This window comes from Ruegeria sp. HKCCD6426 (assembly GCF_057221115.1).
In genome coordinates, this window is the sequence record NZ_JBWVBF010000004.1 from 1 (window position 1) to 13,965 (window position 13,965).

At 55.1% G+C, this 13,965-nt stretch carries 13 protein-coding genes; 3 read left to right on the plus strand and 10 right to left on the minus strand.

The features are described 5' to 3' along the window. Positions 1-183: 183 nt before the first annotated feature. A complete protein-coding gene (locus tag AC2TDA_RS12790; RefSeq protein WP_480876492.1) occupies positions 184-558 on the minus strand; it encodes a hypothetical protein in 375 nt (124 codons plus the stop codon). Positions 559-604: 46 nt separating this feature from the next. On the opposite strand from AC2TDA_RS12790, the gene AC2TDA_RS12795 reads away from it, so the two are divergent. Continuing rightward, positions 605-1,405: an alpha/beta fold hydrolase gene (locus AC2TDA_RS12795; RefSeq protein ID WP_480876495.1), complete on the plus strand. Its 801-nt coding sequence runs from the start codon at positions 605-607 to the stop codon at positions 1,403-1,405. Here AC2TDA_RS12795 and AC2TDA_RS12800 read toward each other — a convergent pair whose 3' ends face one another. From AC2TDA_RS12800 to AC2TDA_RS12830, 7 genes are all read right to left on the minus strand, one after another. Beyond that, positions 1,406-1,594: a hypothetical protein gene (locus AC2TDA_RS12800; RefSeq protein WP_480848298.1), complete on the minus strand. Its 189-nt coding sequence runs from the start codon at positions 1,592-1,594 to the stop codon at positions 1,406-1,408. A gap of 83 nt (positions 1,595-1,677) precedes the next feature. After that, positions 1,678-2,070 carry a rhodanese-like domain-containing protein gene (locus AC2TDA_RS12805; protein ID WP_480876498.1) on the minus strand — a complete coding sequence of 131 codons (393 nt, stop codon included), beginning with the start codon at positions 2,068-2,070 and terminating at the stop codon, positions 1,678-1,680. An 84-nt stretch (positions 2,071-2,154) separates the two neighbouring features. Further along, on the minus strand, positions 2,155-3,495 hold the full coding sequence (locus AC2TDA_RS12810) for an HlyD family type I secretion periplasmic adaptor subunit (RefSeq protein ID WP_480848301.1): 1,341 nt from the start codon (positions 3,493-3,495) through the stop codon (positions 2,155-2,157). A gap of 9 nt (positions 3,496-3,504) precedes the next feature. Next, a complete protein-coding gene (locus tag AC2TDA_RS12815; RefSeq protein WP_480876501.1) occupies positions 3,505-5,802 on the minus strand; it encodes a type I secretion system permease/ATPase in 2,298 nt (765 codons plus the stop codon). Between the two features lie 37 nt (positions 5,803-5,839). After that, the gene (locus AC2TDA_RS12820; RefSeq protein ID WP_480876504.1) at positions 5,840-7,795 is read right to left on the minus strand and encodes a type I secretion protein; all 1,956 of its coding nucleotides are present in this window, start codon (positions 7,793-7,795) and stop codon (positions 5,840-5,842) included. Between the two features lie 128 nt (positions 7,796-7,923). Next, positions 7,924-10,038 (minus strand): hypothetical protein, encoded by a 2,115-nt coding sequence (locus AC2TDA_RS12825; RefSeq protein ID WP_480848306.1) that lies wholly within the window; start codon positions 10,036-10,038, stop codon positions 7,924-7,926. Further along, entirely contained in the window at positions 10,022-10,336 is a 315-nt protein-coding gene (locus AC2TDA_RS12830) for a hypothetical protein (protein WP_480876507.1), read from the minus strand. The genes AC2TDA_RS12825 and AC2TDA_RS12830 overlap by 17 nt, the downstream gene beginning before the upstream one ends. A gap of 299 nt (positions 10,337-10,635) precedes the next feature. Between AC2TDA_RS12830 and AC2TDA_RS12835 the strand changes: the two genes are divergently transcribed. After that, positions 10,636-11,376, plus strand: coding sequence for a helix-turn-helix transcriptional regulator (locus tag AC2TDA_RS12835; RefSeq protein ID WP_480876510.1), 741 nt, complete (start codon positions 10,636-10,638; stop codon positions 11,374-11,376). Next, a complete protein-coding gene (locus tag AC2TDA_RS12840; RefSeq protein ID WP_480876513.1) occupies positions 11,369-11,866 on the plus strand; it encodes a hypothetical protein in 498 nt (165 codons plus the stop codon). The genes AC2TDA_RS12835 and AC2TDA_RS12840 overlap by 8 nt, the downstream gene beginning before the upstream one ends. Before the next feature lie 506 nt (positions 11,867-12,372). Here the strand turns inward: AC2TDA_RS12840 and AC2TDA_RS12845 are convergent. Beyond that, positions 12,373-12,915 carry a GNAT family N-acetyltransferase gene (locus AC2TDA_RS12845; protein WP_480876516.1) on the minus strand — a complete coding sequence of 181 codons (543 nt, stop codon included), beginning with the start codon at positions 12,913-12,915 and terminating at the stop codon, positions 12,373-12,375. 69 nt (positions 12,916-12,984) lie between these two features. After that, positions 12,985-13,962: a homocysteine S-methyltransferase family protein gene (locus AC2TDA_RS12850; protein WP_480876518.1), complete on the minus strand. Its 978-nt coding sequence runs from the start codon at positions 13,960-13,962 to the stop codon at positions 12,985-12,987. Positions 13,963-13,965 lie beyond the last annotated feature (3 nt).

Below are 13,965 nucleotides of genomic sequence, written 5' to 3' on the forward strand. Positions count from 1 at the left end.
GCGAGGACGGCAACGGCGCGGTCGAGGCCAAGGTCAAAGCCGAAGTCGCAGACCTATGCGCACGATTCCCCCTGTATCCGAACCTGTAATTGGTTCGAAAAATCCGAAACGATTTCAGCGTCCGTATCGGGCGCTGTTTTCATTTTATAACATCGGCTTGCAGTACAACCCTCGGCTGTTTCTTCAGATGAATCCACGCCATCGCATGACCACTAGCGCAAGCGCTGCAAGAACCAAAAACCCGAACGCCATCGAACCGACAACACTCAGAAACCAGCCCCAGCGACGATCTTTGAGATCAATGGATTTCAGATGGGCCTGTACATCGTCCGACGCTTTTTGCAGAGCAGGCGTGTCGAGTACCAATCGCAACCTTGGATGGTCCATCATCGGTTCAGCCCGCGCCAGAATCTGAGCTTGCTTGTACACAGCACGCGGCAGCCGACGTTTCGCACGGCGGATCGACGCGGCCAATGTCTTGTCCCGCACGCCAAGCTTTTTGCGCAGCAACTGGATCGTCTCAGAGATCCGGGATTGAATATCGGTTTCCTGCGACATTGGTCCTCCTGAAGGGGCAATTTAGCTGCGAGCGGGACCGTCGACAATGGGGCTGGTTGTTCCAGGCAGCGAAAGGTATCACGGCGTTATGCTGAACACGATCATTCATGGAACACCGACACAGAACCCCCCTTTGCTGATTGCCCACGGGCTTTATGGCTCCGCTCGAAACTGGGGCGTTATTGCCCGCAGGCTCTCGGACGAGCGGCAGGTGATTGCAGTGGACATGCGCAATCACGCCTACAGTTTTTGGAACGATGACCACGATTACCCTCGTTTGGCGAACGATTTGGCCGAGGTGATCGACAGTGTTGGCGGTCAAGCTGACGTGGTCGGACATTCCATGGGTGGCAAATCCGCAATGGTATTGGCGCTTCAACATGGGGATATGGTGCGCAAGCTTGTCGTTGCTGACATCGCACCCGTTTCCTATGGTCACAGCCAGATTCAGTTTATCGAGGCGATGCGTGCCGTTGATATGTCACGTGTTCAGAGACGTTCGGACGTTCAGGAACAGTTGTCCGAGTTGGGCGTCGAGAAAGCACTGCAGAGCTTTTTCACCCAATCACTGGATACCGAAGAGAAGAAATGGCGCCTGAATTTGGATGTTCTGGCCGAAGAAATGCCCAAGATCATGGGCTTTCCGGACATAACGTCCACATGGGACGGCCCGGCGCTGTTCTTGTCCGGGGCAGCATCTGATTATGTGCTGCCCGAGCACAGAGACCGCATTCGCAGTCTGTTTCCCGCTGCCAAGTTCGCCAAAATCCCGGGCGCGGGGCATTGGCTTCACGCCGAGAAACCGAGAGAGTTTGAGGCCGCTGTCAGGGCTTTCCTGAATGCCTGATTACGCGGAACCCTGATACAGGCGTTTTGCCACCAGCCAGGATGCTGGCGCGGCCACTACGGCCCCTGCCCCGGCGGCCGCCAGAATGGCGACAGCGGACACCATTCCTGCCGACAAGACCGCGATCACGGCCGTCCCTGCCACAGCAGTGGCAATCAAAGAATACAGCATAGCAGCAAGGCGTAACATGTCCGACGTCCTGTTTTGTGACACTCGGAAATCACATAACGACAGCTGAATACTTCTTCTTTGATCTCTGTCAGATCAAAGGGTTACATCCCTGCATCTATCGGGCCGACTACCTTGCCGCCGCCATTTACCCAGTCCGCGAAACCGCCAAGGTTATAGACCTGTTCATACCCCATCTCCTTGAGCAGCTTACCCGCAAGCGCAGCCCGTCCTCCCGTGGCACAATGCAGGATTATCGGTCGATCCTTACGCAGCTCCGCGTCGAATGAGGGCAATTCAGAGTCCGCCCGAAACTCCAACATCCCGCGTGGGATGTGATGTGCGCCGACGGCTCGACCGGCCCGTTCCAACTCAGGCGCATCCCGCACGTCCAGAAGCAGTGCACCCTGCTCCAGCAGGTTTTTCGCCCGACCTACGTCGATGCGTTCGACCACGGCGTTGGCTGCCTCGAGCATAGTTTTGACCGTCAGCGGCATGTGCACTCCCCCAGTTCTGATCTGGCGGGAAACTAACATGCAATTAATGGAAGATGTAGCCGTTTTGGCCAATTGGTTCTCACATTAGTGCTCCCGAAAAGCGCGGGACATGCTGTCGACTATCGGCTTGGCGATATAGGCCGCAAACGTCCTTTCCTCTGTCTGAATCATGATTTCGGCGGGCATTCCGGGTGTCGGAATAAAACCTCGCACGCGTTCCATTTCGTCGGGCGACAGGGATATTCGCGCCAAGTAAACCTCTTGCGGGACACCAGCCGAATCCTCAAGCAACGCGTCGGCCGAGACGTAAAAGACCTCGCCACTCAGCACCGGTGTCGTGCGCTGATTGAGCGCCACCAGACGCACTGTTGCGGATTGCCCGGTGACAACGCTGTCGATATCTGTACGTGGAATCTGGGCCTCGATGATCAGCGGCGCGTCGGCTGGTAAAATTTCAGCTATTTGCTCACCGGTTTCAATAACGCCACCCGGAGTGTGGTGATGTAATCGAACAACCGTTCCCGTCACCGGCGCGCGCACTACCGCGCGATCCAGCACGCTACGAGCTTGACGCGCCTTTTCTCGTACACTTTCCAGATCAGCTTCGATCACGCCAAGCTCGTCCAGCGCAGCCTCGCGGTAAGCAGACCGGGTACGCAAAATCTGTTCCTGATATTTCAATAGCATCTGACTGACTTCGGCCGATTCAGCACTTAGGCGTGCTAACTGCCCCTCGGCCTCGGCCTGAACGCGCCGGATGGTATTCACATCACCTTTGCGCACTAACCCTTTTTCGAATAATGATTTCTTCGTATCAAATTCTTCCTGCAAGATTTCCGAACGACGTTTCATGCTGGACAACTGCGCCTCGAAACCGGAAGCACGAATTCTGAGCGCCTCCATGTTGCGTTCCAGCAAGGCAATGTCGTTTAGCAAAGTCTTGCGTGACACATTAAAGCTGAGCTTCTGGCTGTCGAGAATTGTCATCACTTCGACATCCTTTGAGGCTTCGATCAGAGCAGACGAGAAAGCCAGTTGCTCCTGTTCGCTATGCTCGGCCAACAGCCGTTCGGTCATGGCCTGCAATCGGATCTTGCGGATGAACAACTCCCGCTCATTGGCCTGAGCCGAAGTCTGGTCCAGCGTCATCAAGACCTGACCGACCTCGACTGCCTCGCCTTCTGCTACCAAAATGTCTTCAATAATGCCGCCTTCCAGGTGCTGTACGATCTTGTTGCGGCCTGTGGCGACAAAACTGCCCTGTGCAATGACCGCAGCGGCCAGCGGTGCACTAAAAGACCACACGCCAAAGCCCCCGAAACACAGGACCAACAATAGAATTCCGACGACAATGAGTTTGTTAATCGAGCGCGGGACCTCAGAGTACCAAAGGTTCGGTTGATCGGTTCGTACTAGTTCGTTCATCTTCTCCCCCTACCCCTGCAACTCGGGCTTACGCCGTTGACCGCTGAGTTCCTGCAGCACTTGATCGCGCTGACCGAACAGCGCAACGCGTCCGTCCGTCAGCAGCATGATCTTGTCCACCACGTTCAGAAGTGTTGGTTTCTGCGTGATCACGACCACGGTGATCTTGCTTGCCCGGGCCTGATTGATCGCACGTGACAGTGCCTTGTCCCCCGCCACATCAAGGTTCGAGTTCGGCTCGTCCAGAACAACCATCTGGGGATTGCCAAAGAAGGCCCGCGCCAATGCGATGCGCTGCTTTTGTCCGCCTGACAGCGGTGCGCCGTCTGCGGCGACTACAGTTTCGTATCCCTCTGGCAGCGTGGCGATCATGTTGTGGACATCGGCCAATACCGCCGCATCGTGTATTTGTTCGTCGGTGACATCGGCGCGCATGCGACCAATATTGTCCTTGATAGATCCGGGGAACAGCTGCACGTCTTGCGGCAAGTAGCCGATGCTTTCCCCAAATTGGCGTGAGTCCCAGTTGCGGATATCCATCAGGTCCAGCCTCACGCTGCCCGACGTCGGGAGAACCGAACCAACCAGCGCCTTGCCCAGCGTGGTCTTGCCTGCGCCTGAGTTGCCGATGATGGCTAGAGATTCTCCGGGACTGAGAGAGAAGTTGATTCCGTTCAAAACCACTCTTTTGGTGCCGCCGGGTACGTAAAGCAGACGTTCCACATCCAACCGGCCTTCAGGGCGCGGCAGACGCAACTTTTCGAATTGTAGGGCTGAATTCGACAGCAACGCCTTGATCCGGCCAAATGCCCCGCGCGTCAGCAGGAAGGTATTCCACCCTTCGATGGACCCTTCAATGGGCGCAAATGCGCGGCCCGCTATGATCGAGGCAGCGATGACCATGCCGCCGGTGATTTCACCTTGCAGAGCCAGAAACGCCCCCCATCCCAGGATTCCGATCTGAGTCAACAGACGCACACCACGCGAAATTGCAGCAAAAATGACGTTGCGATCCTGCGCGCGCACCTGCCAGGTCAGGGATTGCGCGGTGTCGCGTCCCCAGATGCGCACAGCCTCAGGGATCATAGCCAACGCGTTGATGATCTGGCTGTTGCGCGACATGGAATCCAGGTGCTGGTTTGCCATGGATTGCGCCCGATTGGCCTTGGCAAAGGGTTTTGCCGTCGTTTTCTGGTTAACCACCGCGATGATCATCAGCAGTAGCGCGGTCACCACAACGATCATCCCAAGTTGCGGATGCACCAGAAAGATCATCAGGATGAACAATGGTGCGAACGGGACATCCAGAAACGAGATCAGCGTACCTGAAACCAGAAACCCTCTCACCTGCTGCAAGTCACCCAATGTCTGATACTCGCGCCCGTTCCCATGTAATGAGGCATGTGCCGCCGCGCTCAGGACCGGTGCGCCCAACCGAGCGGCGACTTCGACCGCTGTGCGCATCAACATGAAACGGCGCACAGCATCAAAGGCTGATTGAAAGATCACCGCCCCAGCGACAATTGCCGTCAGCATGATCAGGGTGTCCAGCGAACGGCTGGTCAGCACACGATCGCTGATCTGGAACAGATAAATCGGGATTGCGAGGATTAGAATATTCGTGGCGCAAGTCAGCACCAACACAAAAGCAAGATTGCGCCAGATCGCTCGCAATGACGTGCGCAGCGTTTTCTGAAAATCCTCAGGCGGAGTGCGTTTATGGAAAGTTTGGGGTGGCCCGTTACCGTCGCCGCCGCCCGATCCCGGACGCAACAACGGTTCGTTCGCCTTGGCCTCGATCGTGGTGCCCATGCGATCTCCGCCTTCGGACGGCGCAGAGGGGGTCATGCGCGCGGTCGATTGGTCGGTGGTATCACGATCCGAGGTCTCGGCACCGGCCACCCCATTGCCGCGGCCCGCACAGGAATCGTCGGTGGCAGGTTGCGGCTGTACACGCTGCTGGGGAGAGCCAGCGTGCATCTGTTGTTCTGAAGTTTTTGGCGGCACCTGCTTTGTGTCCGCCGGATCAACCTGTTGCGGTCGCAGAGGTTGCGTTGCCTGCTCGGCCTCAATGGATTGTCCGGTGTTGACATCTGTGCGGGCCTGGGCAGGTTTCAAAGAGCTTTGCTCGGTGGCTGGCACACGCATCTCCTTGGTCAATCGCAGGTTCATATTATCAGCTGGCGCGTCTTCCTTTCTTGTGGACTGCGCTGCTGGCTGAGACTTCAACGTGTTTGTCTGCGCACCCCCATGGCGATCCAGCGGACTGGCGTAACGGGTGCGGCGCGACGAAAAACAAATCGACATGGAAAAACCTTTGAGTCACTCGTAACAATTGGGAAAGTCAGGCGAGCATGGTTTGCAGGCCATCAGCAGAGCTTGCCGCTTCGGACGGTGTCAGATCGGGGCCGGTCTGATTAACACCTGCCTGAGCCCCCATCGGGTTTGTATCGTCCATCAGGAAGGCAATCGCTTCGTTGGCCAAGTCCGAGCCAGTGTCAGTCTGAGGCGCGTCGATCAGGCTGGCCTGATGAAGCAATAGATCCGAATAGGTTCCGTTCGCTGCCATTACCGTGGAATCCACTCCGGATTTGGTAATATTGGCTGCGTTCAACATCGCATTGCTGCCCGCGATGACTTGGGTCTGGGCTGCATTTGGCCCGCTCAGGTGAATATCATCCTGATCTGCCAGCATCGTTACCTGATCAACGATATTCAACTGCAACAGATCCCCGTCAATCTTGAGCACTCGCATCTGCTCCATACCCGCGAACATAGGATCGTTCAGCAGAGCGTCCTCAAGTGCCTTCAGGTCCGCGTTGGCGATAGCCATCGCGTCTGCCATGTCTTTCTGAACCGCAGCCTCGATATCCTTTCCTAGCGTGGTCAAAGACGCCTGATTCATCAGCAAATTGTCATCGGCGCCGCCCGCAGTTCCGGGCATTCCCCCGGTCACCACGTCGTCATCCATCAACACGAGAGTCTGGAACAGCATGTCGACCGAAACCATGTCTCCGCCGATCATGATGAGGTCATAATAGCTGCCCAACTGCACGATATCAGTCACATTTACTAATTGGTTGGCGCCCATTGTGTACATAGTCGAGGCGGCAGTGATTTCAGTTTGAATGTGGTCGATATCGGTGGCGTCAATTGTCTGCTGGATAAAGTTCGACACGATCAGATCGGTCTGAATCCAATCGATTTGAATCTTAGAAGGCTGGCCGCCAGGATTTGCGGTCGTGTCCAACCAGGATGCTGCCTTCGCCTCGGTCTTGATTTGTGAAGATTGAACGACATTGGTACCCGATCCGCTGCCGGGATTGCCCTGATCGTAATCCGAGACGACCGCGACCTGACTGATCATGGTCAGATTGATCGCTTGCCCACCAACCGCGATAAACGGAGCATCCACCCACGCAATTGTCGCGGCCACTTCGTTGATTGCGAGGTTTCCGCCGGTGACAACGGTATGACCGTCGACAAATTCCGGGTCATCACCCTGATCCCACTCCGCCGGAGTCATATCTGGGGCTGAATCTTCGTCTTCCGGTTCATCGGGCTGATGATATGCGGGAAGAAGATCGCTCCATTCCGGAGCCTCATCGACACGCTGCCCGTTGACAATGATGCCAACTGCGTCGTCGCCCTGGAACTGGTAGATGGTAACCCCTTCGACCTCAGCCGTAACAGGAGACAGCATTTCCTCGGCCAGCGATTTGACAAAGTCGGCTGATAGGTAATCCGAAATCGCAAACGACGGCGCGGATATCGCGTGCAATGACATTGCCACGTCCAACATTGCCTCAGCCTCCGCCATCAGTGTTTCCGCGTCGCGAAAATCGCCTGACCCGAGCGTATCATTGTCGCTCAGGAACAATGTCTGGAACGTGTACGTAACTGCCGACCCGATCACCTCTACTACGATCTGCGGCTGCTGAATAACTACACCAAACTCGCCAGACGAGATCAGTTCGCTATCAGGCAACTGAATCTCTGGGAGGAATGGAAAACCGATTGAAATGGAAGCCTCGGTATAGAGACCCTCTGATGGAGAAGGTAATTCCTGATCGGCTGGAGGAGGCTGGAAACGATATGGAAGCGGATCATACTGACCTGGATCGGGGTCAAGATTTGCTCCGATCTTGATAACCGTTGGATCTTCCAGCTCTTCAAGCTCTACTTTACGCCGGAGCGCCGTGAATTCTTCGTATTGATCCCTCAAGCGGGCTTGTTCAATCGTGAGATTAAAAGTTCCAACAAAATGAGCAATCGTTTCGGTAACACTGTCGAGAGACATGTCAATGATCCCTATCTCCGTCACCGGCCAGAAATTTCCGGATCTGGGTTTGTTGTGCCGGGGCCGACAAGACGGCCCCGGCGTTCTTGTTAAAACGGAGGCCGAGAATGCGGCCCCCGAAACTGGTCTTAGACGTCGGTATCGTCGCTTGCGTAAGACGAAGTCATCGAACCGCCAACCATGGTCGTATCGACCGAGTTGCCGAGCACGTTAGCGCCCATAACGATCGTCTGGTTAAAGGCCGAAGTGTCGACCACAGCCGCCGCCGAGGCGTAGGACTCGCCGGTCACGATACCGTCACCACCGTTGTTAGATCCCCAAGCTCCGCTGTGTCCGCCAGCTCCACCGTCGCCCGAAAAGGCGCCAGCCGCAAAGCCGCCAGTAACTTGGCCACCATAGGTGTCACCCGACGTGCCGGTCCCTGTGGAGGACCCACTGGTGCCACCGGTTGACGCGGACATACCTCCAGCTCCGCCTGCACCTGAACTTGCTGCGCCAGTTGCGCTACCCGATCCGGTCGACGTGGCGTCATTGTCGCTGTTGGCGGATCCGCCGTAACCGGCGATGGCTTCAGCAAGACTATCTGCTGTGCCAGTCGTCGCAGAATCGCCCATAACGTCAGCTGCACCACCTGCTCCCGCGGTATTGGCCGCATCGGCCGATCCCGCGCCGCTGCCGGTCGAGGTCGAGGTCGGTGTGGTCGTGCCACCTGCACCTGCGACACCGTCGGCCATCGACGTCCCGGAACCTGTACCGGTCGCAGTACCGTTCGATGAGTTGGAACCACCTGCGCCGCCATCCGTATCTGTCGTTTGAGCGTTGCTGGCTGTACCATTCACATCACCCGGACTTTGGCTGATGTCCGGGCCGCTGGTCGATTGATCACCAACACCTTGCGCCGTAGATTCTGCAGATGACGTACCGCCGGTTCCGTCACCGCCGTCTATCAGCCCAACTTCTTCTTGCAGCGCCATGATGGCTTCTTCGACCAAGGCCGAGAATCCACCTTCACCATCGGCAGTGCTGCTGGTTGGACTGCTGGCTGTGCCAGCCGCCGTGTTGTCGCCAGCCGTGGCGTTATTGGCCTCGGTGTCCGCGTCGCTGGAGTTCGCCGTCGAACCCGTCGTGGTATCGGCGGCATCACCACCATTCGCGCCCTTAGCTGGAGAGTAATTGCCAGCAGAGCCATATCCCGACGCGCCCGAGCTGGATCCGTTGTCTCCACCGTCTGCATCACCGTTCGCGTTCGATCCCGAAAGACCAAGGCCTAGACCAAGGCCAAACGAATCCGCGCTTCCGCCAGTGCCGCCGGTACCGTCAGCATCGACGCCCGAGGTGCCGGAATTGTTCGCGTTGGATGTTCCTGTGGAATCGCCACCTTTACCGCCGGTGCTGTCACCGTCTGCGCCCGCACCGGACAATCCTAGGCCCACGCTCAAGTTGGTCGCATTTCCTGACGCGCCACCGGCGCCGCCTTGCGAACTTGCACCCGCATCACCGGTATTGCCGCCAAAGCCCAGCGCATGGCTGCCATAGGTATTCGTCGACGCCGAACCACCGGAAGTACTGCCGCCACTACCGGAATTGCCGCCTTCAGAAGAGGTCTTAATGCCTTCTTGAGCTTTGGCAGTGCCGCCATTGGCGTCACCATACTGGTAGAAGCCGGAGTTGTTTGACACTGACGCGCTTGACAACGTGTCATCATCACTCAGATTAGCCAACTGCTTGTTGATCGAAGACATATCATTGCCACGACCGTTGAGTGAGATGTCTAGATTGAGGTCGTCGCCAGGATCGTAGTCCAGAGCATCACCGGCAGTAATGACATCACCACCGACATAGCCACCTTTGCTTACGTCCACGTCGACCTTGTCGTCGTCTCGCGGAATCCACTCGCCACCACCAAAATCAATGTTGACCGAATTGGAGTTCGAGTTGTCGTTACTGTCATCGCCACCATTCACGTTGGATTGATTTTGAGCTTGGTTCTGTGCTTGAGCCTGGTTCTGGTCCTGACCCTGTTCATTGCCAACTTCGGTCGACTGGGCCTGAGCCTGGTTCTGCTCATCCTGATTGTTGTTGGTGTTTTCTACGGCCTGATCCTGCTGTTGCTGTTGTGCGGTCAGGTCAGCCTCAATCGTGGCCTCTGCAATCTCAACGTCGGTCTCAAACGCAGCATCCAGATTTTCGACATTTACTTCGTCAACGGTCGTGACATTTGTATTATTAGTATTGCGTCTCATAATAAATTTCCATCTTTCGAGCGCCAGACCGCCATTCATCTACAAAGCGATAACAAGCGCGATTGAACAAAATGAAATGCAGCCGCACATCAATTAATGCGCGATTGCCGTTGAAGTTTTTCTCTGTCTGCACCCCCCTTTCTCGGCCAAGCCGATTCCGTGACCTCTTAGAATCCGCGAAATTGGCGGTCTGTTCACCGGTCAGGTTCAAGGACGCTTCCAAAATTGAAGCCGGTTCATCGTTGCAGCGACGCGGCATCATGACTAGCTGACCAAAAGCATAAATCTCACCAACCATCTAAATTGATTAACTTTTTTAACCACGCCCCGGTCAGCATGGGTCATTCAGGCTAGTTTCGAGAGATTTGGCCAGATATCGAAATTAATTCAAACTTATCCTTGGGTTACAATTCCTGAGAAAGTTTTGCCCTAGCCAATAGTTCTAAAACACGACAAAAAACCATTACGGTTTGTTGCCGATTTCTGCACATTCAGCTATAATGCACGCGCATTTTAGGAACTCTTTGAACATCCTGTACCGGTTAAATATCTCCCTTTTGTTGACCAAGGGAACGTTTGTTAGTGGGGAAGGAAGCAATGATTGATTCATTGAAAAACGACGCCCGCAATCACAATGGCTATCCTGCGGAATTGTCCGTTATTTTTATTGGAAAAGAGCTGTTTTTTTCCAATCAAACACTGAGAAGTGTGCAAAGCGAATTCGGTGTTCTGTCATCTCGGTATGACAGCCTGGACACACTTCGTTCAGAGAATGGCAAGCAAAGCCCAGTCGAAAGTATTATCGTCGTCGATCAGATGTTGCTTGAAGATCTGCTGGCTCGCCCCTCAGACTATACAAAAGTAGCGGCGGCGGGATGCTTGGCATTTGCGTATCGCAAGAAAAGCTCGGCCCAGTTTCTGTTTGAACATTGGGACAGGCAGCATTTCGGCGACATTGGGTATCTGCCGATGAATGTCGCGCCGGATGTCTGGCGTGCCATTCTGCGCCTGTTGATGCATGAAGAACTGCACCTGCCCAGCTTTATGGCCGATTGCGTTTCGCATGCACCGGGTCCGCAGCCTGAACAAACCCCTTTGCGTAAAACGGAAACCAACAAGATACGGCTGTATTCCACGCTGACGCCTCGGGAGAAACAGGTTTTGAAGCTGGTTTCACAAGGCATAAGCAACAAGATGATTGCCGCGAAACTGGGCATTACCGAACACACCGTAAAACTGCACCTCCACAATGTCTCGGGCAAAATCGGGGTGGGCAACCGAACTGCGGCAGCGCATTTCTACTTCGAGGTTTCACCGAACGAGCAGTTACGTGGCTGACACATTCGAAACTCGGTTCGACCGGCTGATCCTTCTGGTTGGTCGGCTCAATTACATGTGGACCAATACCGAAAGTTTGCTGATCCACCTGATTGCGGGCCTGACCGGAGCAAACAAGGACGTAGCTGTCATCATTTTTCTGACCCTTAACACGACGCGTGCGCGAATTGATTTGGTCGAACGCCTCGCCAAGATGGAGGGGCGGTCATCTGACGTGCGGGATCCCATTCTGGAACACACTCAACGTCTCGCCCGCCTGTCCGCTATTCGGAACAGATACAATCATTGTATATATTCTTTCGATCCCGAAAGTGGAAACCCCAAGACCATTCTGATGCGCATTGCCGATCGCAAGACCGATATCAAACTGGGGCGCGAAGATACCGTTGATGACAAGGCGATGAAGGAAATCGAAGATGTGGTCGATCAACTGTCCGCCGCCAATCGCGACATCTGGCAGCTGATCCGAAATTTAGGCTACCCTGTCTGACTATGCTTTGATCAATTGAAGATAATACGCGCGCGTTGGGCGCTCCGGAAATCAATGGGTCCTGAGCCTAGATACAATAAGCTTCACCTAGCCGTTGATCAGGCGTGGAGTACCATCATTCTGTCGTACAAACTCTTGTGCGGGCAGGTCGAGCTTACCGCGCACTTTTTTAAACGGACGCTGATAATTGCCTCGACCTTCCTAGCAGATAAGTCCAGCAATTAGTCCGTTTCTCTTTTGCTATTCCAAAGCCTCCGATGGCGGGATTGTATCAGAATACGGTACCGTTAAACTCGATCCGCCCTGCAAGTAACACGGGGACCTGATCACACGTATTGTTGTTCTAGTTGCTGACCTGCACCTCGGCCCCTTTCGGGAAAAATTAGGTAGTGATTGCAAATAGACACCGTTCTCCGCGAGTAAGAAGTAGCTGAGACATTGTCAGGCGTATCGACAATCTCTGCACTTCTCGCGTCGAAGATGCCGATAAGCTTTGACAAGGTGCATCAGGCGCGTTCCAGATTCTCGCTGAACTCCAACTCTGCGCTCTCACGGCTATCTGTCAACCGGGCCATTGTGTGTGCGTCGGCGAACCCTCCAGGACGTCTGGCATATCGCCGCAATGTGCCTTCAACCTCGAAACCAAAAGCACTGTACAATGCAATTGCCCGAGCGTTGTCAGACCAGACAAGCAACCCTGTACGCTCCAGTTGCAGCCAGTTATCGGCTAGGTCAAGCAATGCATTCATCATCGCCTTTCCGATGCCATGCCCCTGAAAATCGCTGCGTACAGCGATCAAATCGATCTCACCAACATGGTTGTGGCGCGGAACATCGGGGAAAGTGCTCATCTGGCAGTATGCGACAACCTCTTTTTCCGTCTCTGCGACCAGCCGGTAGATTCCCGGCACGGCGGCAGTGCGTTCTGCAACAAGCGTTTCAGAAACAAAGGGCAACCGCATCGTTCCAAGCATAACCGTTGGGTCCGAAAGGACCTTTGCCACAGACTTGGTATCTTCTGAAGAAACTGGGCGGATCGAGAAATTCATTTTGGGATTTCCTTTTGCAATACTGTTTGATCCGGGCATGTGCCCGGATCACTTCGGTTCTATGGAATGCTATTGCGCAGCAACGTGATGAGCGTGCGTACAAGCCCGCCCCATGGCATCAACGTGGCGATGATCAGTACCGCAGCACCCGCCCAGCACCCGCAGGTTCGGCAAAATCTCCATTAACCTGCGATAATCTTCGCCCAGTTCTGCCGGGTTCCCGTCGTCGAGAAGTTCGCTTTCATCAAGTTCCGCATGCGACATGCGAGAGGCGTTCGCTCGGATGCCGCCGATACGGTGCAGCCAATCCCCCCCTTCGCGCAGAACATGTTCAAAGTGATCAGGATGCGCGCAGTTGACCATGAAGTAGATCGGGTAGCCTCCGGAGACTTCGTCCACCTCGCGGATTGCATCGGCCAGAGATTGGCCGGTTGCAAGCGCGCCGTCCGTTTCTACAGTGAATGCGATGACTACTGGCACGCCCTGCTCTTTTGCAGCCAGTGCGATGCCTGTCGCTTCAGGCGTGTTGTTCATTGTGATTGCAGTAACCATGTCTGCTCCGGCCTTGGACATGGCCGCGATTTGAGGCGCGTGGTAATCCTTGGCCTCGGTGGCCGCCATCAGCTCTCCCGGCACGTAACCGTCTCCACGCGGCCCGACACACCCGCTGATCACCAACTGGGACACGGAATTTTCGTGCCGATTGCGCAAAGTGCGCATCAAATAGATCGCATCAGCGTTGATCCTGTCGAGATCGTCAGCGCTGTAGCCCAGTTTCTGCCCCCAGTCCCGGCTGGAACGCCATGTTGGGCTTTCCAGAACAAAGCCGAGCTTATGAGCCTGAGCGACCGCAATGTGACGTTCGAAATAGTTGATCAGGGCATTTCTCCCTTCTTCCGTTTCCAGCAGAACGAATGATGCGAAAAGCGGAAGATCAATTTCGTCATGAAAAATGAGCGTAGTTTCGATGCCGCCATCTGTCAGAAAGTAGCTTTCACCGGACAGTGGCAGAACCGGATGGGTGGGGTTTGTAACGTGATCGGGCATAGT

Bases quoted from the DNA above. Each gene is read 5' to 3' on its own strand.
- AC2TDA_RS12835 (WP_480876510.1), top strand. From the start codon at position 10,636: ATGATTGATTCATTGAAAAACGACGCCCGCAATCACAATGGCTATCCT.
- AC2TDA_RS12845 (WP_480876516.1), bottom strand. From the start codon at position 12,915: ATGAATTTCTCGATCCGCCCAGTTTCTTCAGAAGATACCAAGTCTGTG.
- AC2TDA_RS12830 (WP_480876507.1), bottom strand. From the start codon at position 10,336: ATGGTTGGTGAGATTTATGCTTTTGGTCAGCTAGTCATGATGCCGCGT.
- AC2TDA_RS12850 (WP_480876518.1), bottom strand. From the start codon at position 13,962: ATGCCCGATCACGTTACAAACCCCACCCATCCGGTTCTGCCACTGTCC.
- AC2TDA_RS12825 (WP_480848306.1), bottom strand. From the start codon at position 10,038: ATGAGACGCAATACTAATAATACAAATGTCACGACCGTTGACGAAGTA.
- AC2TDA_RS12795 (WP_480876495.1), top strand. From the start codon at position 605: ATGGGGCTGGTTGTTCCAGGCAGCGAAAGGTATCACGGCGTTATGCTG.
- AC2TDA_RS12815 (WP_480876501.1), bottom strand. From the start codon at position 5,802: ATGTCGATTTGTTTTTCGTCGCGCCGCACCCGTTACGCCAGTCCGCTG.
- AC2TDA_RS12810 (WP_480848301.1), bottom strand. From the start codon at position 3,495: ATGAACGAACTAGTACGAACCGATCAACCGAACCTTTGGTACTCTGAG.
- AC2TDA_RS12820 (WP_480876504.1), bottom strand. From the start codon at position 7,795: ATGTCTCTCGACAGTGTTACCGAAACGATTGCTCATTTTGTTGGAACT.
- AC2TDA_RS12800 (WP_480848298.1), bottom strand. From the start codon at position 1,594: ATGTTACGCCTTGCTGCTATGCTGTATTCTTTGATTGCCACTGCTGTG.
- AC2TDA_RS12805 (WP_480876498.1), bottom strand. From the start codon at position 2,070: ATGCCGCTGACGGTCAAAACTATGCTCGAGGCAGCCAACGCCGTGGTC.
- AC2TDA_RS12790 (WP_480876492.1), bottom strand. From the start codon at position 558: ATGTCGCAGGAAACCGATATTCAATCCCGGATCTCTGAGACGATCCAG.